The sequence below is a fragment of the Gordonia hongkongensis genome, assembly GCF_023078355.1.
Taxonomy (GTDB): Bacteria; Actinomycetota; Actinomycetes; order Mycobacteriales; family Mycobacteriaceae; genus Gordonia; species Gordonia hongkongensis.
The window spans coordinates 3,363,842-3,383,815 of the sequence record NZ_CP095552.1 but is presented as its reverse complement, the minus strand read 5'-3'; the positions used below and the strand labels follow the sequence as shown (position 1 = coordinate 3,383,815).

Sequence of the window (19,974 nt, the reverse complement as noted above, 5' to 3'; positions counted from 1 at the left end):
GTTCTGCGAGCGCACCCATGCCTAATCTTCGCGCGAGGACCCGCAACCACAAGGAGTCGGCCATGAAAGCTCTCGTGTATCACGGTCCAGGTCAGAAGGCCTGGGAGGACGTTCCGAATCCGGTCCTGCTGGAACCGACGGACGCCATCGTCAAGATGGAGGTGACCACCATCTGCGGAACCGATCTGCACATCCTCAAGGGCGACGTAGCGGCGGTCACGCCGGGTCGGATCCTCGGGCACGAGGGCGTCGGAGTGGTCACCGAGGTCGGTCCGGGCTGCGAGCGGGTTCGGGTCGGGGATCGCGTGATCGTGTCCTGCGTGAGCAAGTGTGGAACGTGCGAGTTCTGCCGAGCGGGTCTGACGTCGCACTGCCAGACAGTGGGTGGCATCGGCTGGATCTTCGGTCACCTCATCGACGGCACCCAGGCCGAGTACGTCCGGGTTCCGTTCGCGGACAACGGTCTGATCGCGCTTCCCGAGAAGGTGACTCCCGAGCAGGGCACGATGCTCAGCGACATCCTGCCGACCGGCTACGAGATCGGGGTGCTCTACGGCGCCGTCGCAGAGGGCGACGTCGTCGCCGTCGTCGGGGTCGGGCCGGTCGGGCTGGCGTCGGTGATGACGGCGTCGGCGGCCGGCGCGTCGAAGGTGATCGCCGTGGACGGCAACAAGTTCCGGCTCGAGCAGTCGCGCGACTTCGGTGCGACCGACACGATCGACGTCAACGCAGGCGGGGACGTGGTCGCGCAACTCAAGGAACTCAGCCGAGGCGGGCTCGGGGTGGACGTGGCGATCGAGGCGGTCGGGGTGCCCGCGACGTTCGGCGTCGCGCTCGATTCCGTCCGTCCCGGCGGTCATGTCGCCAACGTCGGCGTGCACGGGGAGAGCGTCACCTTCCCGATCGAGCGGGACTGGATCAACAACCTCACGATCACCACCGGATTGGTCAACGCCACGACCGCACCCGAACTCCTGGAGAGCATCGAACGCGGGGACATCTCCCCGGAGAAGTTCATCACCCACCGGTTCACGTTCGATCAGTTCGACGAGGCGTACGACACGTTCGCGAACGCTGCCGACGAGCACGCGCTCAAGGTGATCATCGCCGCCGGCGACTGACGGTCCGGCCTGGTCCGGCGGCGCTGGCTCGGGTCGTCACTCCTTGGCCTCGGCGATGGAGAGAACGACCGTTGTCCGCTCGTCGGAATCCGCTACGACGTCGTCGGTCTCGTCGACCAACGAGAAGTGCCGGACGTTGGCGAGATTCACGATGTGCGCCGACCCCTCGAGCTCGAGGGCGATCGGTTCGCGCTGCCGGACCACGTCGCGGACGAACTGCATCACCTCCGGGACCGACTCCGCGAACAGCAGGCGGATCTCGAACTCGTCGGACGTCAGCAGTGTGCCCATGCGGCTCATCGTCGCACGGCGGGACGGTCGGACACGGCTGCTCGCGCGGATTGATGGATCGAGTCGGCCGACAACGAAACGGCCCGCTCGGCGATCGGAGAGCGATCGCGGAGCGGGCCGAGTCGACGTCGGAGCCTGGGCTCAGCAGTCGTAGTACAGCGAGAACTCGTACGGGTGCGGACGGATCTGCACCGGCTCGATCTCGTTCTCACGCTTGAGCGCGATCCAGGTCTCGATGAGGTCCTCGGTGAACACGCCACCGGCGGTGAGGTATTCGTGATCCTCTTCGAGACGGTCGATGACCGCGGCCAGCGAGGTCGGGGCCTGCGGGATGCTCTTGGCCTCTTCCGGCGGGAGCTCGTAGAGGTCCTTGTCGACGGGCTCGTGCGGCTCGATCTTGTTCTTGATGCCGTCCAGGCCGGCCATCATCATCGCGGCGAACGCCAGGTACGGGTTGCCCGAGCTGTCCGGGCAACGGAACTCGAGGCGCTTGGCCTTCGGGTTGTTGCCGGTGATCGGGATACGCACACAGGCCGACCGGTTGCGCTGGCTGTAGACCAGGTTGATCGGGGCCTCGTAGCCCGGCACCAGACGCTTGTAGGAGTTCACGGTCGGGTTGGTGAACGCCAGCAGCGACGGTGCGTGGTGCAGGATGCCACCGATGTAGTAGCGCGCCAGGTCCGACAGGCCCGCGTAGCCGGCCTCGTCGTGGAACAGCGGCTTGCCGTCCTTCCACAGCGACTGGTGGGCGTGCATGCCCGAACCGTTGTCGCCGAAGAGCGGCTTCGGCATGAAGGTGACCGACTTGCCGTTCTGCCATGCGGTGTTCTTGATGATGTACTTGAACAGCTGCACGTCATCGGCTGCGTGGAGCAGAGTGTTGAACTTGTAGTTGATCTCCGCCTGGCCCGCGGTGCCGACCTCGTGGTGGCCGCGCTCGAGCTCGAAGCCCGAGTTCTGCAGGTTGGTGGACATCTCGTCACGCAGGTCGACGTAGTGGTCGTACGGTGCGACGGGGAAGTACCCACCCTTCGGGCGGACCTTGTAGCCGAGGTTGGGGCTGCCGTCGGGATCGGTCGGCGACGCGGTGTTCCACCAGCCGGACTCGGACTCGACCTCGTAGAAGGTGCCGTTCATCTCGGAACCGAAGGACACCGAGTCGAAGATGTAGAACTCGGCCTCGGCACCGAAGAAGCAGGTGTCGGCGACGCCGGTGGAGGCGAGGTAGTCCTCGGCCTTGCGGGCGACGTTGCGCGGGTCGCGGCTGTAGGCCTCGCGGGTGAACGGGTCGTGGACGAAGAAGCTGAGGTTCATCGTCTTGGCCTTGCGGAACGGATCGATCCGCGCGGTGGCCGGGTCGGGCAGCAGCATCATGTCCGACTCGTTGATCGACTGGAAGCCACGCACCGACGATCCGTCGAACGCCAGCCCGTCCTCGAAGACGTCCTCGTCGAAGGCCGACGCGGGGATCGAGAAGTGCTGCATGACACCGGGCAGGTCGCAGAAACGGATGTCGACGTACTCGACACCTTCCTTCTTGATGCCCTCGAGTAGTTCTTCTTTACTGCTGTACACCGTGCGGTGACTCCTTCGTGATCGGTGGTCCGTGTATGGGGACACGCCACATCCGCCACTGAGAAACAGCAGCGGATCTCAGCGGCAACCGTATGGAGGCGAAGTTGCCCATGCGTCAAGTCCGTGTTTCCCCCGTGTTACACGCGCAGTGGTGTTGGCTACACAGCGTGATCGGGGGCCGTCGCACTCGGCGCATCCCAACCCTAGCGGCAGGGGCCAACGGGCGGGACGGGTCACGACAACCAGCGACTACGATGGTTCCCAGTGCGGCGACGACGCGGACCGAGGGGGTTGCGCGGTCGCGTGAGAGGAGTCATCACCGATGGGACGAGTCACGGGTTCCTGGCTGTCGGGACCGCAGATCGGTCCCGAGAACGGCGTGGACAACGAGTACCGGGGACAGGATCTCGGCCTACCGCAGAGCGGTCCCGGGTCGCTGGCCACCGGCTGGCCGCGGGTGGCCGGCCTGCTCGTCGACTGGCTGATCGCCGGCGGGCTCGCGATGGCGTTCTTCGGTGGCTTCAACTCGCCGCATCTGGGCACCGCGCAGATGGGCGTGTGGTTCGTCATGGGCATCTTCGCGGTGACGCTGTTCGGGTTCACCCCGGGCCAGCTCGTCATCGGGATGCGCGTGGCGCGAGTGGATTACGGCGTCGAGCGCAACACCGCCGAAGCGACCGGCGAGCAGAGCCCGGCGGCGGTCGGGATCGTCCGGGCCTTCTTCCGCCAGCTGCTGATGATCTTCCTGGTCCCGGCGCTGATCAACGACTACAACGGGCGCGCTCTGCACGACCGCGCAACCGGCACCGCGCTCGTCCGGACCCGCTGACCCGGGGCGGCAGCTCGTTCTCCATACGCCTATCGATTCGCTGTGGAACTAGGGGCGGGATGGTCATCGTCGCTGTGATTTAGTGGTCGCATGCGGGGGAAGTCGGGGGCCGTCGTGGCCCTTTTCATGGGCACGGTGATCGTTGCGATGGGGGTGATCGTCACTCTGGCGGTGCCTCGGTCTGTTGACGGGCACGCCGCGGTGGTGGCAGACAGCGCGACGACCGCGGACCGCAGCGCGGCCGACGACAGGTATCCCGATGTCGACCCCCTGGCAACCACCCCGACCCCGCGGTGGTCGGCGGACATGTCTGACATCGCCGGGCTGCGAACCCCGGACACCACCCGGGTGCCGACGGTGCTCGCAGCTGATCGGCAGATCGTCGTCGGCGGTCCCACGAGCGCATCCGTCACCGAACTGATGGCCTTCGACGCTGCGGACGGCAGGCAACTCTGGCCCGAGACGTCGGCGTTTCGAGCCGAGACCTGCGCTCTCAGCCGCGATGGCAGACTCGCCTGCCTCCGTCGCGGGAGTGCGCCGAGCACCGTCGATCTCGGGTTCATCGCGGTCGGCACCGGTGCGGTGACGGCGACGAAATCGTTCGAGATCGCAGACGGTCCACAAGACCCGACCCTCGCCTCCGCAGGTAACGGCTTCCTCGTCACGAGCCGGCGGTTCGTCGAAACCGAGGCCGTTTATGCGGCGACCTTGAACTGGTTCAGTTCCGACGGTTCGCGTTCCTGGGTGCAGCGTCCTCCCGTGGGGCTATCCGATCCGGAACTGTCCGAGTCCGGCAACGTGGTGGCGGTCTCTGACTACAAGCGCGGAGCGCGGGTGTACGCCCTCGACAGTGGAACTGTGCTGTACGACTCCGCCCGGGACCTCGAGCCCCACGGTGGTCCGGGCGGGTCGGCCATCATCCAGGTCGCCGTGGCCCGGCCCGGCTTCGCGGTCAGCATCCTGACGAGCGCCCGTACCACCACCGTCTATGACGACAGCGGCACCCTACGCGGCGCGATCGACGGCGTCGTCCTGCCCTTCGCGCCGTCCGGTTCAGAAGGAGACCTCATCCCCGTCACCGGAACCGATGTGGACAACCGTCAGGCCATCGGTGCCGCCTCATTGGAGACGCTCGAGGTCGTCGCTCTGACGGCGTTCGCCGGCAGCCTTCTCGGTACCGAACTATTGGGTGAGCAGTATGTGGCCGGTTCTGAGACGACCGGCAGCAACTCCGAGGAATGGGTGGTCCTCGACCTCGACAAACCGCAGAGCGCGACGACCATGGCCGCCGGGAACAACCGTCTCCTTGCTTTCGACGGAGTTCGGGCCGTCTTCGCAGACAGGTTCGGTTCGAACTACGGTGTCCCGAAGATGGTCGCCTACGAACTGTCGAGCGGACGTGAGGTATGGACGCTTGGAAACCCGGACGGCGAGCGCGAATACCGTTTCGTCGGACCGTACCTCTTCCAGGTCATCACCGGTGTGGCCGGCGAGTCGGGTTCGCTTCGTCTGTTGGATGCGAAGCCTTGACCCGGCCGTACCCGGGCGACCATCACTCGGTCGGAATGCCGCCCTCGCGATCCCCGAGGGCCCGTCGCGGAACCGGTACGACGGCCGGGCTGGCGATCCTCGTACTCGGGACGCTCGCGCTCGCGACTGTGCTGACCGTGACGCTGGCGGTACCGCGCACTGTCTAAGGATCGGGTACCGTGCTCGGTGCGCCGACGGGGGAGCACGGCGAGGACCCGATCATCCGCGTCTTACCCACGCAACCCGAACCGCTGTGGGAAACGTCGGAGGAACTCGCTCTCGGCTCGCCGGAACCCGCGACGTACGTGATTCCCCTCGCCGCCGACGACCGGATGGTCATCGCTGGTGCGTCATCGGACCTCACGTCGGCAGGCGGGGTCGTGGCGCTCGACCAGACGAACGGAAGAGCGCTGTGGCGCAACCCGTCAATGTTTCTGGCCAGTGACTGCGCGTTGAGTCGGGACCGACGACTCGCCTGTGTCGCCTCGGTGAGTGACCGACAGACCGAAGTGGCATTTCTCGAGGCTGCCACGGGCGCGGTCCCGGCGACCGCGACCGTGCGGTCTGGCCGGAGCCAGATCGTCCGCGCAGCAGACGGCTTTCTGGTCACGTCGGTGTTGTACGACTCTGTGAGCTATCGGGCCACGACCACCCTGACGGCGTTCGAATCCGACGGGCGACAGCGGTGGACCCAGGTGCTTCCCGAGCAGATAGGTGACCCGGCTTTGTCCGAGGCTGGCGACGTGATTGTCGTCGGCGACACTGAAGCAGGAGTTCGGGTCCTGTCGCTGCCTACCGGCGACGTCCTCTACGACTCCGCCGCCGACGACGAGCTTCGCGGCCCGGGTGGCGCGGCCGGTGATGATGACGCGCAGGGAAGTGCGAATACCTGGATCAGGGTCGCGGCGACGGGAACCGGTTTCGCGGTCAGTCACACCGTGTATCCACGCCGATCCCTGAGGCTCTTCGATCGGCAGGGTATCGAACACGGCCTGTTGGCGGATCTCGAACTCCCGAACGGGCGCCCGACCGCGACCGAGGGTGCATTGTTACCCGTCCGGGGCGAGAACAAATCCGACCGCCCGATCGCCGGCGCAGTGTCCACCGTGAACGGGAAGCTGCTCTGGTCCGTCGAGGGCAACATCGTCGACGACGTCTCCCTCCTGGGTGGCCGCTACGTCGGCGTGCAGGCGCTGGCCGATGTCGGCTACCGGTGGACTTTCATCGAGGCCGCTTCCGGCGTCGCCGGGGCAACGATCCCGATGAGCACTCACCAGCGGTACAAGGCCTTTGACGGCACACGCCTGATCTTCGAAGGAGACGAGGAGCAAGACGAACCCGGCCCGCGGGCGTTGGTTGCCTATGACCCGCAGAGCGGTGAGCAGGCGTGGCGGTTGAAAGAGACGCGAGACGCGGACGACGTCGACGTGCAGATCGTGGGGCCGTATCTTTTCGTCCTTGAGACGCGCTCGGGTCGCTCATTACCGACGATGACCCGTATGGGTTGAGTCGGGCCACGCGGAAGCGTCAGCCGCGGCGGCGCGCCGTGCGCTGCATGCTGCGCATCTTGGCGTTCGCGGGCAGGGGACCCTTCGGCATGCCGGGGCCGGGGGCCTTGCTGCCGAGGGCGGACAGCCGGCCCTCCAGGGTCTCCATCCGCTTACGGTCGATGTTGCTGGGCAGCTTGTTGAGGTGCCGCTCGAGCTTCGACAGCGGGACCTGGCCGTCGTCGTTGCCGACCATGATCTCGTAGATCGGGGTGTCGCCGACGACCCGCGCGACCTTCTTCTTCTCCTGGCCGAGCAGCGACTTGATGCGGGTCGGGGAGCCCTCGGCGACCAGGATGATGCCCGGCTTGCCGATGACACGGTGCACGGCGTCGAGCTGGGAGGTGCCGGCCACGGCCTGCTTGACCCGCCATTGCCCGCGCATGTTGCCCAGTGCCCATCCGGCGGCGCCGGGCTGTCCCTCGGCCTTGGTGTACACGTTCTTCTGGACGCGGCGGCCGAACAGGATGAAGGCGCCGAGGATGCCCAGCACCACGCCGAGCGGGATCAGCAGCCACGGCGAACCGAGGACGAATCCGAGAGCGGTGAAGACCGCGATCGACAGGACGATGACACCCACCATGTAGGGGATGAGTCGTTTGTCTTCCTTGCGCTGCATCTGGAAGGCCTGCCAGAGCTGCTGGCGCCGTTCCTTCGATGCGGCCTTACGGGCCTTCTTCTTCTCGGCCTTGACCTCTTTGCTCACCTGCGCCTTTGCCATGAGGCCAGTTTACGTCCGTGGATCGAGCGATCGGGGCATCGGGTGACCGTCCGATGATCACCGGACGCGCGGGGCGTCAGCGGGCGAGGCGTGCCATCAGGCTGGAGGCCTCCTGGCTGGCCGATCCCTCGGCCGCCAGGTGCGCGAGAGCCGGTGAGATCTCGCGACCGTGATGGGCCATCGCCTGCGCGTACAGGCGGCCCGCCCGGTACGACGACCGCACCAGCGGACCCGCCATGACGCCGGCGAATCCGACTTCCTCGGCGAACTCGGAGTGATCGACGAACTCCTCGGGCTTGACCCACCGCTCAACCGGATGATGCCGCGGCGAGGGACGCAGGTACTGCGTGATGGTCAGGATGTCGCAGCCCGCCTCGTGCAGATCCACGATCGCCGACTGCACCTCCTGCGGGGTCTCGCCCATCCCGAGGATGAGGTTCGACTTCGTCACCAGGCCGAAATCACGTGCGGCGGTGAGGACTTCGAGAGACCGCTCGTAGCGGAACGCCGGGCGGATGCGCTTGAAGATGCGCGGCACGGTCTCGAGGTTGTGCGCAAGTACCTCGGGCCGGGCGTCGAAGACCTCGGCCAGCAGGTCGGGCTTGGCGTGGAAGTCCGGGATGAGGTTTTCCACACCGGTACCGGGGTTGAGGCGGTGGATCGCGCGGACGGTCTCGGCGTAGAGCCAGGCACCCTCGTCGGGCAGGTCGTCGCGGGCGACGCCGGTGATCGTCGAGTAGCGCAGGCCCATCGCCTGGACGCTCTCGGCGACACGACGCGGTTCGTCGCGGTCGAGTTCGGCGGGCTTGCCGGTGTCGATCTGGCAGAAGTCGCAGCGTCGGGTGCACTGCTCGCCGCCGATGAGGAACGTCGCCTCGCGGTCTTCCCAGCATTCGTAGATGTTGGGGCAGCCGGCCTCTTCGCAGACGGTGTGCAGACCCTCGCGCTTGACCAGGCCCTTGAGTTCGGTGAACTCCGGGCCCATCGTCGCGCGGGTGCGGATCCACTCCGGCTTGCGCTCGATGGGGGTCTGCGCGTTGCGCACCTCGAGCCGGAGCAGCTTGCGGCCCTCAGGGGCCGGGGTCGGGGTCTGTGGTGCGGATGCCGAGGCCGAGGGTGTGGCTTCGGGGGCACCGGGTCCGGGGGTGATGGGGGACGCGGTCACTGGATCGATCCTACGCTCGCAGAAGTGGATGGAGAGGACTGTGCCGACGCGACCGGGCTCGCAGTGGCGTCGAGCGCGGTGAGCACGGCATCGGCGGTGACGTCGAGCAGAGAGGCCACCGACAACGGCCGCCCCAGTTCGCGGGCCAGGGACGTGACCCCGGCGTCGGCGATCCCGCAGGGGACGATCGCCTCGAACGCCGACATGTCGGGGTCGATGTTGAGTGCGAATCCGTGCAGGGCCACGCCGCGTGCCACGCGGATACCGATCTGTCCGAGTTTGCGTTCCCCGGCGTCGTCGGTGATCCACACGCCGGAACGTCCGTCGACGCGGCAGGTGGTCACGCCGAGACCGGCGCAGACCGAGATGAGGGCCGCCTCGAGGCGACGCACGTACTCGACGACGTCGAGCGGCTCGGCGAGCTTCACGATCGGATAGCCGACGAGTTGTCCCGGTCCGTGCCAGGTGATCCGGCCGCCGCGGTCGACGTCGACGACCGGCGCGCCGTTGGTGGGCCGGTCGGCGTCCTCCGTGCGCTTGCCCGCCGTGTAAATGGACGGATGCTCAAGCAGGAGCAGCACGTCGTGATCCAGGACGCCGTCGGCGCGGTCGGTCGCCAGGCCGTGCTGCAGGTCGTAGGCCGTCTGGTAGTCGACGACGCCGAGATGGCGGACCTCGACCGGTTCGGCACTCCCGCGGATCGGCCGCTCAGTCATGACTGGTGGAACCGGTGGCGTAGGCGAGGGCCTCGTCGACACCGGGATGGGTGAAGGTGAATCCGTGATCGGTCAGCACCTTGGGTGTAACGCGCTGACTGAACAGAATCATTTCCTCGGCCATCTCGCCGCCGACCCGGCGCGCCGCGAAGGCGGGTACCTGCAGGATCGTCGGGCGGTGCACGGCCCGGCCCAGAGCCGAGGTGAACTCACCGAACGGGACGGCGCCCGGCGAACTCAGGTTCACCGGTCCGGACAGGTCGGAGTCGAGGAGGAACTCGATGGCGCGGATCTCGTCGATCAGGCTGATCCACGAGAAGTACTGCTTGCCGTCGCCGATCGGTCCGCCGAGCCCGAGCTTGAACAACGGCCGGAGTTTGCCCAGCAGGCCGCCCTGGGTGCTGAGGACCGGCGCCGTACGGAGCAGGACCAGACGCGTGTCCGCGCCGACGCCGGCGGTGGCGGCGCGCTCCCAGTCGACGACCAGGTCGGCGAGGAATCCCTCGCCGGGGCCGTCGGTCTCGACCGCGGCGTGGCCACCGGTGTTCCCGTAATAGCCCGTGGCGCTGGCACTCACGAACGTCGGGATGCCGAGATCGCGGACGGCCTCGGCGAGCAGTTCGGTGGGGGTGATCCGCGAGTCCCGGAGTTCCTGTTTGAACCGGCCGGTCCAGCGACCGTCGCCGACTCCCACGCCGCCCAGCGAGACCACCGCCTCGACGCCGTCGAGACTCTCCGGCGGGACGCCGATGGTCTCGGGATCCCAGCTGAACTCGTCATCGGCGCGTGCCTCCCGGCGGACCAGACGTGTGACCGTGTGGCCCGCCGCGCGCAGCGAGTTGACCAGGGCGTTGCCGATGAGTCCCGATGATCCGGCGACGGCGATGCGCATTCTGTGTCCTCGGTGTGCCGTCTGAAGGAGATCTGGGCTAGAGGCCCAGGTCCGCGGCGAAGGCGGCCTCTTCGAGACGCTTCTTCACCGTGGTGAGGAAGCGACCCGCGTCGGCGCCGTCGATCAGACGGTGATCGTAGGTCAGCGGCAGGTAGGACATCGACCGCACCGCGATCGATTCCGAACCGTCCTCACCGGTGATGACGACCGGGCGCTTGACGATCGCGCCGGTGCCCAGCATCGCCGCCTGCGGCGGCACCAGGATCGGGGTGTCGAACAGCGCGCCCTGGCTTCCGATGTTGGTGATGGTGAACGTGCCGCCGGCGAGCTCGTCGGGCTTGAGGCCGTTGGAGCGCGCCCGGGACGCGATGTCGGCGATGGCGCGGGCCAGACCGGCGATCGACAGGTCGTCGGCGTTGTGGATGACCGGCGACAGCAGCCCCTGCGGGGTGTCGACGGCGATGCCGAGATGCACCTTGTCGTAGTAGGTGATCTCCTTCTTGTCCTCGTCGATCGACGCGTTGACGTTGGGATGCGCCTTCAGCGCCGCCACGACGGCCTTCGCGATGAACGGCAGGTACGTCAGGTTGACGCCCTCGGACGCCTTGAAGCTCTCCTTCGCCGCCTTGCGGAGCCCGGCGATGCGGGTCATGTCGACCTCGAAGACCTGGGTGAGCTGTGCGCTCTGCTGCAGCGACTCGCGGGTCTTCTTCGCGGTGATCTGACGGATGCGGTTGATCTTCTGCGTCGTCCCGCGCAGCTCGGCGAGCTCGGGCCGGATCTCCGGCGAGCCCGACGACGCGGCCGGCGCCGACGATGCCGCGGGCTTGGCGGCCGGGGCGGACTCCTGCGCCGGGGCCTTGGCCTCCTCGGCCGCGGCGAGCACGTCCTGCTTGCGGATGCGGCCACCGACACCGGTGCCCTTGATGGCGTTCAGGTCGATGTTGTTCTCCGCGGCGAGCTTGCGCACCAGCGGCGTCACGTACGGGGTCGACTCGACGGTCGGCGGGTCGGACTTCTCCGCGGCCTGTGCCTTGGGCTCGGGGGCCTTGGACTCCTGGGCCTTCGGCTGCGGCTTCTGCTCTTCCTCGGGGGCAGGCGCCTGCTCGGGCTCCGGCTCCGGCGCGGACTCCTGCTCGGGCTCGGGTTCCGGTTCGGGCTCGGGTTCCGGCTCGGGCTTCTTCTTCGACGGAGCCGCCGAGGCATCACCGATGACGGCGAGCTTGCCGCCGACCTCGATCACGTCGTCCTCCTGCGCGAGGATCTCGAGCAGGGTGCCGGCGACCGGCGAGGGGATCTCGGTGTCGACCTTGTCGGTGGAGACCTCGAGCAGGGGTTCGTCGGCGGCGACCTCGTCGCCGACGGCCTTCAGCCAGTTGGTGACCGTGCCCTCGGTGACCGACTCGCCGAGTTCGGGCATGAGTACGTCGGTGCCCTCGGCCGAGCCCGAGCCGGTGTCGGCGGTGGGCTTCTCGGCGGGCGCGTCCTCGTCGACGGAGGGCTCCTCGGCGGCCTGCTCGGGCTCGGGGGCGGCCTCGGACGGCTCGTCGCCGCCGGCGGCGTCGGAATCGGAATCGTCCGAACCGGAGTCGTCGGAACCGGCCTCGTCGGCGTCACCGATCAGGGCGAGATCGCCGCCGACCTCGACGACGTCGTCCTCCTGCGCGAGGATCTTGGTCAGCACACCCGAAGTGGGGGCGGGGATCTCGGTGTCCACCTTGTCGGTCGACACCTCGAGCAACGGCTCGTCGGCCTCGACGGTGTCGCCCTCCTCCTTCAGCCACCGGGTGACTGTCCCCTCGGTGACACTTTCACCAAGGGCGGGCATCTGGACGGAGAAGGCCATCGTTGTGAACTCCTGAACTCGACGTGGTGGTCTGTAGGTGATGCCCAGTGGTGTGTGCGCCGTGGGCACGGGGGTCGGGAGGCGGTGGAAGACCGCGCAGATGAGTGGCGGATCAGCCGCTCATCCCCGCGGCCAACCCTACCCGTACGGTGAGCCGCCGACTCGGTTCGGCTCGTACTCGTCGGTAACGATTCTCCGGCGGCCGCGGCACCGGTCTCGGCCGCGGCTCGCCGGAGGTGTTCTCAGCCGTGCGCGGCGATGTCCTCGAGCACGGCCGCGATGGTCCGGACGGGGACGCCCGTACCGCCCTTCGTCGTGTAACCCCAGGGGCCGCCGGTGTTGAAGGCGGGCCCGGCGATGTCGATGTGGGCCCACTGCACGTCCTCGGGCACGAACTCCTTCAGGAAGATGCCCGCGGCGAGCATCCCGCCCCAGCGGTGGGGGGTCACGTTCGCCAGGTCCGCGACGCGGGACTTCAGGTCTGCGCGCAGCTCGGCCGGGAGCGGCATCGCCCAGGCGTTCTCACCTACATCGGCCGACCGGGCCGCGACCCGGTCGCGGAACCCGTCGGTGCCCATGACGCCCGGTGTCCGGGTGCCGAGTGCCACCATCTGGGCGCCGGTCAGGGTCGCGGTGTCGATGAGATAGTCGGGATCGTCCTCGCAGGCCCGCACGATGGCATCGGCGAGGATCAGCCGTCCCTCGGCGTCGGTGTTGAGGACCTCGACCGTGCGGCCGCCGTACTGGGTGAGCACGTCGCCCGGGCGCTGCGCAGTCGACGACGGCATGTTCTCGGCCATGGGGACGGTGGCGATCACCGTCACGTCGACATCGAGTCGGGCGGCCAGGATCGTCGCAGCGATGACCGCGGCCGCGCCGCCCATGTCCGAGGTCATCGCGTCCATGTTGGCGGCGGGTTTGATCGAGATTCCGCCGGTGTCGAAGGTGATGCCCTTGCCGACGAGCGCGACCTTCTTCGGCGACTTCTTCGCGGTGTGGGTCAGCCGGACGAGGCGCGGCAGCCGGGACGAACCCTTGCCGACGCCGATGATCCCGCCGTAACCCTGCGCCTCCAGCTGCTTGTCGTCGAGGATCTCGACCTTGAGTCCGTCCTTGCTGCCGAGGGTGCGGGCGCGGGCGGCGAACTCCTCGGGATAGAGGTGGCTCGGCGGGGTGTTGACGAAGTCGCGGGCGATCGCCACCGAGTCGGCCACCGCGACCGCGCGCTCCACGGCGGCCTTGGCCTCCTTGGACTTCGATTCGACCAGCAGCGTGATGCGTTGCGGCGGAGTCTTCTTGGGCTTCGACTTGTCCGAACGGAACTCGTCGAACCGGTAGGCGCCGAGGAACAGTCCCTCGGCGGCGGCAGCCAGGTCGACGGCCGAGAGCGTGGTGGCGACCGACTCGTGACCGTCGAGTTCACGGGCGACGACACCGGCGGCCTGCCGGACCTGGTCGGCGTCGTCGAGGTTGTCGGCATCGCCCAGGCCGACGGCGACGACGATGTCGACGGGCAGCGACTCCGGGGCCGCAATCCGGGTGACCTCGCCGTGGGACCCGGTTGCGCCGAGGGCGGTGAGAGCGGCGGTGATGGCGGCGGCCTGGGCGTCGTCGAGGATGCCGTCGCCGATGGCGAGGGTCGGTTCGGCTGTGGGGCCGGCCTTCTCGGCGTCGTCGGGGGACGAGGCGCTGATCAGGCCGATGACCAGGGCGGAGTCGTCCTTGCCGATCGAGGTGGACAGTTCGAGTTCGGGGCCGCGCGTGCGGTCGACGGTGTCGTTCTTGCTCACCCGGTCAACTCTGCCACAGCTCCGGCGGCGCCGAGTCCCAGCGGGAAGACGTGCAGACGAACGCCGCGTCCGTGCCCGGCCGGCGGGGTCGCCCGATAGCGTGGGCGGCATGAGTGAATTCCTCGCCGGGCCGATCGCCGACCGTCATGCCGCACTGGGGGCCACCTTCGCCGAGTTCGGCGGCTGGAACATGCCGGTGTCGTACTCCGGCACGGTCGCCGAGCACGCCGCGGTGCGGGAGAGCGTGGGCATCTTCGATGTCAGCCACCTCGGCAAGGCACTGGTGTCCGGCGCGGGTGCGGCGGCCTTCGTCAACTCGACGCTCACCAACGACCTCGGCAAGATCGTCCCCGGCAAAGCCCAATACACGTTGTGCTGCAACGACTCCGGCGGCGTCGTCGACGACCTGATCGCCTACCTCGTCGGCGAGGACGAGGTGTTCCTGGTGCCCAACGCGGCGAACACCGCGTCCGTGGTCGCCCAGCTGCAAGCGGTTGCGCCAGAGGGGATCTCGATCACCGACCAGCACCGCGACCTCGCCGTCCTGGCGGTGCAGGGGCCGAAGTCGCCCGAGATCCTGAGCGGGCTCGGACTGCCCGCCGACATGGAGTACATGGCGTTCGCCGACGCCGACCTGACGACCGCCAGTGGCGTGGCACCGGTCCGCGTGTGTCGCACCGGATACACCGGTGAACGCGGGTACGAGATCGTGCCGCGGTGGGACGATGCGGGCGCCGTGTTCGACGTCCTGCTGGAGGCGATCACGGCAGCCGGCGGGTTGCCTGCGGGCCTGGGCGCACGGGACACCCTGCGCACCGAGATGGGATATGCGCTGCACGGCCACGAGCTGGGGCCCGACATCTCGCCGGTGCAGGCGCGGTCGAGTTGGGCGGTCGGCTGGGACAAGCCGTCGTTCTTCGGACGCGACGCCCTACTCGCCGAGAAGGAGGCCGGACCGACGCGTCGTCTGTACGGGTTGCGGGCGACCGGCCGCGGGGTACCGCGTGCGGGGTGCGTGGTCCGCCTGGCGGGGAAGGACCAGCAGATCGGCACCTGTACGTCGGGGACGTTCTCGCCCACCCTCAAACAGGGCATCGCACTGGCCCTGCTCGATACGGCGTCCGGGGTGCGCAAAGGCGACGAGGTCGTCGTCGACGTCCGCGGGCGGGACCTGGCGTGCGAGGTCGTGATCCCGCCGTTCGTGCCGTCGCACGTGTGACCTGCGGGCCCTCGCGCGACGTCCCACGCAGCCCCGGGGGTCAGCCGACCGGGCCGGGAAATGCTTTTGTGCCCGGCGGTACGATGGCGTGATGACCTTGGAGTTCAACCGTACCGAGCATCCGCACCCGGTGTCTGAGGGCCGGCGCGCGGAGATCCTGTCCGCCCCCGGATTCGGGCGCCACTTCACCGACAACATGGTGATGATCGATTACGACGCAGGGGTGGGTTGGCACAGCGCCACGGTGAAGCCGTACGGTCCGATCGCCCTCGACCCCGCGGCCACGGTTCTGCACTACGGCCAAGAGGTGTTCGAGGGGCTCAAGGCCTATCGGCAGCCGGACGGTTCGATCGCCGCGTTCCGCCCCGAGGCGAACGCCGCGCGTCTCCAGCGCAGCGCGGAGCGGCTCGCGATGCCCGCGCTGCCGGTCGAGGATTTCATCGCCTCGCTCAAGGCCCTGCTCGAGGCCGACAACGAGTGGGTGCCCGCCGCCGGCGGCGAAGAGGCGCTCTACCTCCGGCCGTTCATGTTCGCGTCGCAGGCCAGCCTCGGCGTCAACGCCCCGTCCTCCAGCTACATCTACTCGGTCATCGCCTCGCCGGCGGGCGCCTACTTCGCCGGTGGGATCAAGCCGGTGAGTGTCTGGCTGTCCACCGAGTATGTGCGCGCGGCACCGGGCGGCACCGGATTCGCCAAGTGCGGTGGCAACTACGCCGCCGCGTTCCTCGCCCAGCGGCAGGCCACCGAGCAGGGGTGCGACCAGGTCGTGTGGCTCGACGCGATCGAACGCCGCTTCATCGAGGAGATGGGCGGCATGAATCTGTTCTTCGTGTTCGGCTCAGGCGCCGACGCCCGGCTGGTGACCCCCGAGTTGTCGGGCTCACTGCTGCCCGGCATCACCCGTTCGTCGTTGCTGACGCTGGCCACCGATGCCGGCTTCGAGGTCGAGGAACGCAAGATCACCACCGAGGAGCTGCGCAAGGGCGTGGCGTCGGGCGACATCACCGAGGTGTTCGCCTGTGGCACCGCCGCGGTCATCACCCCGGTCGGTCGGGTCAAGGGTGAGGGCGAGGACTACACCATCAACAACGGTGAGACCGGTGAGGTGACGCAGGCGTTGCGTGACACCCTGACCGGCATCCAGCGCGGCACCTTCGCCGACACCCACGGGTGGATGACGGAGCTCTACCGCCGCTGAGCGGCGCCACGACGCCTCAGAGCAGGAGGCCGACGACACCGATCGCGACCCCGAGTTCGATGGTCGCGCCCAGCACGTCGCCGGTCATCCCACCCATCCGGCGAGCGCAGTGCCTCGTGAACCACCACGCGAAGGCGGTCACGGCCAGCACGATCGCACACCCCTGGACGACGGCGGCCACCTCGACGTGGCCGCCGTCGAATCCGTTGGCGGACAGTCCGAGCGGCACGGTTGCGAGCAGGGCCACCACGAACCACGCGGCGACCGAGGTGCGCTGGGTCCCCGCGACCAGGGCGCCGAAACCGTTGTGGTGGGCCGGTTCCAGGGACCGCCGGGTGCCGACGACTGCGCCGAACCGCCCGAGGGCGATCGCGAAAGCGAGGTCGTACCAACGAGACCCGTCGGCGAGCGCGGCGAACCCGGTCGACTGCACGGCGAGTGTGAGGACAAGCGTCGCGACGCCGAACGGTCCGACGGTGCCGCTGCGCATGACCTCGGTGACACGATCGGGCGGCCCGTAGCACCCGAGTCCGTCCGCGGTGTCGGCGAGCCCGTCGAGGTGCATGCCCCGGGTGACGACGCCGAGCAGCACGACGATCAGCACGCCCGCCGTGACCGCCGGGAGGTCGGTCTGCGCGAGCCCGAAAGCCAGTCCTGCCGACGCCGCGCCCAGGGCAGCGCCGATCACCGGGACCGACGCCATGACCGCCGCTCCCAGCTCCCGGTCGGGTGCGGAAGCGCCTGCGTGACCACCGACGGGTACCACCGTGAGCCAGCTGAACGCGGTTCGCAGCGCCCGGATCGGCGAGATCATCTCGGATCGGTTCGGCGTCAGGTCGTCTCGACGGTGGCGTGCTCAGCCTCCCGGTCGGACACCCCCGCCTCGTCGAAGGTGGCCATCGAGCCGAGCAGGTCTGCTGCCGACTGCACGATCGGCAGTGCCAGGACGGCACCGCTGCCTTCGCCCAGGCGCATCGAGAGGTCGAGTACCGGAACGAGATCGAGGTGGTCGAGCGCGATCTGGTGGGCGGGTTCGACCGATCGGTGTCCGGCGATCCACCAGCGTATCGCCCCCGGTGCGAGTTCGTTGGCGACCATCGCCGCGGCAGTGATCACCACGCCGTCGAGAATGACCGGCGTCCGACGCAGCGCCGCTTGGGCGAGGAAGCCGACGGTGGCGGCGAGATCGGCGCCGCCGACCGCGGCGAGCAGCGCGAGGGGGTCGTGGATGACCTTGCGCGCGCGACGCATTCCGTCTCGGATCGCGGCCGTCTTCCGCATCCATCCGGCGTCGTCGACGCCGGTGCCGCGGCCGACGATCTCGACCGGCTCGCGCCGGGTCAGCGCGCCGATGAGGACGGTCGCCGGGGTGGTGTTGCCGATGCCCATCTCGCCGGCGATGAGCAGGTCGGTGCCCGAGTCGACGAGGTCGTCGGCGATGGCGCGTCCGGCGGCCAGCGCCTCACGTGCCTCGGCGAGGCTGATGGTGTCGGTGGTGCGGAGGTCTTCGCTGCTGCGACGGACCTTGTACCGCGACAGTTCCGGCGGGGTGTCGGCGTCGACGGACATGTCGACGACCTTCACCGCGGCGCCGACACGGCCCGCCATCACGTTCACTGCGGCACCCCCCGCGGCGATGTTGGCGACCATCTGCGCGGTCACCTCGGGTGGGAACGCCGACACGCCGCCGCGTGCGACACCGTGATCGCCGGCGAAGACGACGACGGTGGGGGAGATGAGTGGCGCGGGCGGACACTGCCCCTGGCATGCGGCGATCCAGACGCCGATCTCCTCGACGCGGCCCAGCGACCCCGGCGGCTTGGTGAGTACCGCCTGCCGTTTCCGCGCATCCTGCGCGACCGCCTCGTCCGGCGGCGCGATCGGTGCGAACACCTCGGCGTCCGTGGGGTCGGGCCGGGGCCGTTCCGAGACACCCACGCCCGCAACAGGTTCGGGTGCTGCGCCGAAAGTGGTTGCCACCGCGGCCGCCGCTGCTGTGCTCGGCGGCGTCGCGGTCGGGTCGTCGGAGGCGGACGGAGTCGTCGTCGGGGTGTCCGATGCCGGGGTGGCCGAAACCGGGGCGTCCGACGCCGGGTCCGCGTTGCCGGCCGGGTCCGCGCCGGCTGTTGCATGCGGGATTCCGGACTCGTCGGCGGGAGCTCCGGCGGGGAGGTGCAGGACCCGGCCGGCGACGACGAGATCGACACGCTCGCACACCTCGGCGACCCGGACGTTGAGGGTCCCGAGCAGGTCCTGGAACACCCGCCCGGCGGGGGTGGGCGGTACGAGCGAGAGGCCGGCTTCCGGGCTGATGATCACCACGTCGGCCGACATCGCACGCAGGGCATCGCAGAGGTCGTCGATCCGGCCGTCCAGGTCGATCTCCGAACCCGAGGTCCATCCGTGGACGGCGTCGATCTGCGCGGTGAGCCAGTTGCCCAGGTCGTCGACGAGGGCCGGGATGTCGGGCGCGGCGCGCAGGGCCTGGCCGAGATCGGTCGTCTCGATCGTCGTGTACCGGTCGTCGCGGCGTTCGCGATGGAGCCGGACACGATCCATCCACTCCCCGTCGGAGGACGTCAGCGGGCCCGTGGCCAGGTAGCGGATCTGACGGTGGCCGTCGAGCAACGACTCTCCGTGCGCGGACTTACCCGAGCGCACGCCGCCGAGGACGAGGGTGCGCACTGCGCGATCGGTCATCGATCAGACTTCGTCGCCCGGCGAGACCATCGGCTTGGGGGCGCGCATCTTGCGCAGCTGCATCGCGCGCGTGAACGCGTACCAGCCCAGCTTGAAACCGCCGTCGCTGGACTCGGGGAAACGTTCGGCGACCCGCCGGTTGACCATGCGGCCCAGGATCACACCGTCGGCCGCCATCAGCACGACGAAGGCGACCAGGATCAGGTTGGTCAGCGCCGCTGCCTGCGGGACCAGGAACATCAACACGATCAGCAGGATCGCGAACGGCATGAACAGCCCGGCGAAGTTGCGTCGGGCGTCGACGATGTCGCGGGTGTAGCGCCGCGAGGCGCCCTTGTCGCGCGGCATCAGGTAGGCCTCGTCGCCGGCCATCATCCGTTCGCGCTGCTGGAGCCGCTTCTCGCGGCGCTCGGCGGAGAGTGCGCGCTTCTCCTCTTTGGAGAGCGTGGACTTCAGTTCCTTCTTGCGGGCGCGCGCCTCGGCGCGGTTCGTCGGGGGCGGTGCGACGGGACCGCGTCGCTTGTTCTCGGCCTGTCGGCGGGACGGCGTCGGACGACCCTTGCCCGGGGTGTACTTGCTGCCCCTGGTGGAGGGCGCGACGTCGGTGCCGGACTCGTCGCCGGCGGTGTAGGTGGAGACCGAGCTGTCGCCGGAATCCGCCTGGGTGTCGTCCTTCTTCCATGGCAGCTTCACGCTGTAGAGCCTAGGTGATCGATGTTGCGAGACAAACGCGTGGTCGTCGCTTTCGGGTGGTCACCCCGGCGGACTCGGGATCCGCGGCTTCGCGCGGTGTATCGCGGATCCGTCCAGCGTCGATGTCGCGCTGCCGGGTCG

At 68.8% G+C, this 19,974-nt stretch carries 17 protein-coding genes; 6 read left to right on the top strand and 11 right to left on the bottom strand.

Translation table 11 applies throughout. The features are described from left to right. Positions 1 to 62 precede the first annotated feature (62 nt). Positions 63 to 1,121 (top strand): zinc-binding dehydrogenase, encoded by a 1,059-nt coding sequence (locus MVF96_RS15260; RefSeq protein WP_165629879.1) that lies wholly within the window; start codon positions 63 to 65, stop codon positions 1,119 to 1,121. A gap of 36 nt (positions 1,122 to 1,157) precedes the next feature. Here MVF96_RS15260 and MVF96_RS15255 read toward each other — a convergent pair whose 3' ends face one another. Together MVF96_RS15255 and glnA are read right to left on the bottom strand one after the other, a co-directional pair. Further along, a complete protein-coding gene (locus MVF96_RS15255; RefSeq protein ID WP_068971686.1) occupies positions 1,158 to 1,412 on the bottom strand; it encodes a hypothetical protein in 255 nt (84 codons plus the stop codon). Positions 1,413 to 1,553: 141 nt separating this feature from the next. Next, positions 1,554 to 2,987, bottom strand: coding sequence for a type I glutamate--ammonia ligase (gene glnA, locus MVF96_RS15250; RefSeq protein WP_010841141.1), 1,434 nt, complete (start codon positions 2,985 to 2,987; stop codon positions 1,554 to 1,556). Positions 2,988 to 3,309: 322 nt separating this feature from the next. Here glnA and MVF96_RS15245 point away from each other — a divergent pair, with 322 nt between their 5' ends. From MVF96_RS15245 to MVF96_RS15235, 3 genes are all read left to right on the top strand, one after another. Continuing rightward, positions 3,310 to 3,816 carry an RDD family protein gene (locus MVF96_RS15245; protein ID WP_165629880.1) on the top strand — a complete coding sequence of 169 codons (507 nt, stop codon included), beginning with the start codon at positions 3,310 to 3,312 and terminating at the stop codon, positions 3,814 to 3,816. 90 nt (positions 3,817 to 3,906) lie between these two features. Continuing rightward, positions 3,907 to 5,346, top strand: coding sequence for a hypothetical protein (locus tag MVF96_RS15240; RefSeq protein WP_165629881.1), 1,440 nt, complete (start codon positions 3,907 to 3,909; stop codon positions 5,344 to 5,346). A 179-nt stretch (positions 5,347 to 5,525) separates the two neighbouring features. Continuing rightward, positions 5,526 to 6,854 (top strand): PQQ-binding-like beta-propeller repeat protein, encoded by a 1,329-nt coding sequence (locus MVF96_RS15235; RefSeq protein WP_165629882.1) that lies wholly within the window; start codon positions 5,526 to 5,528, stop codon positions 6,852 to 6,854. Between the two features lie 19 nt (positions 6,855 to 6,873). Here MVF96_RS15235 and MVF96_RS15230 read toward each other — a convergent pair whose 3' ends face one another. The 6 genes from MVF96_RS15230 to MVF96_RS15205 all read right to left on the bottom strand — a co-directional run bounded on the left by MVF96_RS15230 (position 6,874) and on the right by MVF96_RS15205 (position 14,023). Then, entirely contained in the window at positions 6,874 to 7,614 is a 741-nt protein-coding gene (locus MVF96_RS15230; protein WP_058253111.1) for a DUF4191 domain-containing protein, read from the bottom strand. A 76-nt stretch (positions 7,615 to 7,690) separates the two neighbouring features. Beyond that, positions 7,691 to 8,779: a lipoyl synthase gene (lipA, locus tag MVF96_RS15225; protein ID WP_068971687.1), complete on the bottom strand. Its 1,089-nt coding sequence runs from the start codon at positions 8,777 to 8,779 to the stop codon at positions 7,691 to 7,693. Then, entirely contained in the window at positions 8,776 to 9,495 is a 720-nt protein-coding gene (lipB, locus tag MVF96_RS15220; protein WP_068971688.1) for a lipoyl(octanoyl) transferase LipB, read from the bottom strand. Before lipB ends, lipA begins: the two co-directional genes overlap by 4 nt. Next, positions 9,488 to 10,387 carry a TIGR01777 family oxidoreductase gene (locus MVF96_RS15215; RefSeq protein ID WP_058253108.1) on the bottom strand — a complete coding sequence of 300 codons (900 nt, stop codon included), beginning with the start codon at positions 10,385 to 10,387 and terminating at the stop codon, positions 9,488 to 9,490. Before MVF96_RS15215 ends, lipB begins: the two co-directional genes overlap by 8 nt. Positions 10,388 to 10,424: 37 nt before the next feature. Further along, the gene (sucB, locus tag MVF96_RS15210) at positions 10,425 to 12,233 is read right to left on the bottom strand and encodes a 2-oxoglutarate dehydrogenase, E2 component, dihydrolipoamide succinyltransferase (protein WP_247449564.1); all 1,809 of its coding nucleotides are present in this window, start codon (positions 12,231 to 12,233) and stop codon (positions 10,425 to 10,427) included. A gap of 242 nt (positions 12,234 to 12,475) precedes the next feature. Next, a complete protein-coding gene (locus tag MVF96_RS15205) occupies positions 12,476 to 14,023 on the bottom strand; it encodes a leucyl aminopeptidase (RefSeq protein WP_247449562.1) in 1,548 nt (515 codons plus the stop codon). Positions 14,024 to 14,132: 109 nt separating this feature from the next. Here MVF96_RS15205 and gcvT point away from each other — a divergent pair, with 109 nt between their 5' ends. Together gcvT and MVF96_RS15195 are read left to right on the top strand one after the other, a co-directional pair. After that, the gene (gene gcvT / locus MVF96_RS15200) at positions 14,133 to 15,242 is read left to right on the top strand and encodes a glycine cleavage system aminomethyltransferase GcvT (protein ID WP_247449560.1); all 1,110 of its coding nucleotides are present in this window, start codon (positions 14,133 to 14,135) and stop codon (positions 15,240 to 15,242) included. Between the two features lie 91 nt (positions 15,243 to 15,333). Next, complete coding sequence (locus tag MVF96_RS15195) at positions 15,334 to 16,440, top strand: branched-chain amino acid aminotransferase (RefSeq protein WP_247449558.1); 1,107 nt, start codon at positions 15,334 to 15,336, stop codon at positions 16,438 to 16,440. A gap of 16 nt (positions 16,441 to 16,456) precedes the next feature. Here MVF96_RS15195 and MVF96_RS15190 read toward each other — a convergent pair whose 3' ends face one another. From MVF96_RS15190 to MVF96_RS15180, 3 genes are read right to left on the bottom strand one after another with little or no spacing between them, the layout of a single operon-like run. Then, entirely contained in the window at positions 16,457 to 17,254 is a 798-nt protein-coding gene (locus tag MVF96_RS15190) for an adenosylcobinamide-GDP ribazoletransferase (protein ID WP_247449557.1), read from the bottom strand. Positions 17,255 to 17,271: 17 nt separating this feature from the next. After that, positions 17,272 to 19,140 carry a nicotinate-nucleotide--dimethylbenzimidazole phosphoribosyltransferase gene (gene cobT / locus MVF96_RS15185; protein WP_247449555.1) on the bottom strand — a complete coding sequence of 623 codons (1,869 nt, stop codon included), beginning with the start codon at positions 19,138 to 19,140 and terminating at the stop codon, positions 17,272 to 17,274. A 3-nt stretch (positions 19,141 to 19,143) separates the two neighbouring features. After that, positions 19,144 to 19,833 carry a DUF3043 domain-containing protein gene (locus tag MVF96_RS15180; RefSeq protein WP_247449553.1) on the bottom strand — a complete coding sequence of 230 codons (690 nt, stop codon included), beginning with the start codon at positions 19,831 to 19,833 and terminating at the stop codon, positions 19,144 to 19,146. Positions 19,834 to 19,974 lie beyond the last annotated feature (141 nt).

Excerpts from the sequence above, each read along its gene's own strand:
- MVF96_RS15260 (WP_165629879.1), top strand. The coding sequence starts at position 63 with ATGAAAGCTCTCGTGTATCACGGTCCAGGTCAGAAGGCCTGGGAGGAC.
- MVF96_RS15255 (WP_068971686.1), bottom strand. The coding sequence starts at position 1,412 with ATGGGCACACTGCTGACGTCCGACGAGTTCGAGATCCGCCTGCTGTTC.
- MVF96_RS15245 (WP_165629880.1), top strand. The coding sequence starts at position 3,310 with ATGGGACGAGTCACGGGTTCCTGGCTGTCGGGACCGCAGATCGGTCCC.
- MVF96_RS15240 (WP_165629881.1), top strand. The coding sequence starts at position 3,907 with ATGCGGGGGAAGTCGGGGGCCGTCGTGGCCCTTTTCATGGGCACGGTG.
- MVF96_RS15230 (WP_058253111.1), bottom strand. The coding sequence starts at position 7,614 with ATGGCAAAGGCGCAGGTGAGCAAAGAGGTCAAGGCCGAGAAGAAGAAG.
- lipB (WP_068971688.1), bottom strand. The coding sequence starts at position 9,495 with ATGACTGAGCGGCCGATCCGCGGGAGTGCCGAACCGGTCGAGGTCCGC.
- MVF96_RS15215 (WP_058253108.1), bottom strand. The coding sequence starts at position 10,387 with ATGCGCATCGCCGTCGCCGGATCATCGGGACTCATCGGCAACGCCCTG.
- sucB (WP_247449564.1), bottom strand. The coding sequence starts at position 12,233 with ATGGCCTTCTCCGTCCAGATGCCCGCCCTTGGTGAAAGTGTCACCGAG.
- gcvT (WP_247449560.1), top strand. The coding sequence starts at position 14,133 with ATGAGTGAATTCCTCGCCGGGCCGATCGCCGACCGTCATGCCGCACTG.
- MVF96_RS15195 (WP_247449558.1), top strand. The coding sequence starts at position 15,334 with ATGACCTTGGAGTTCAACCGTACCGAGCATCCGCACCCGGTGTCTGAG.
- MVF96_RS15190 (WP_247449557.1), bottom strand. The coding sequence starts at position 17,254 with ATGATCTCGCCGATCCGGGCGCTGCGAACCGCGTTCAGCTGGCTCACG.
- cobT (WP_247449555.1), bottom strand. The coding sequence starts at position 19,140 with ATGACCGATCGCGCAGTGCGCACCCTCGTCCTCGGCGGCGTGCGCTCG.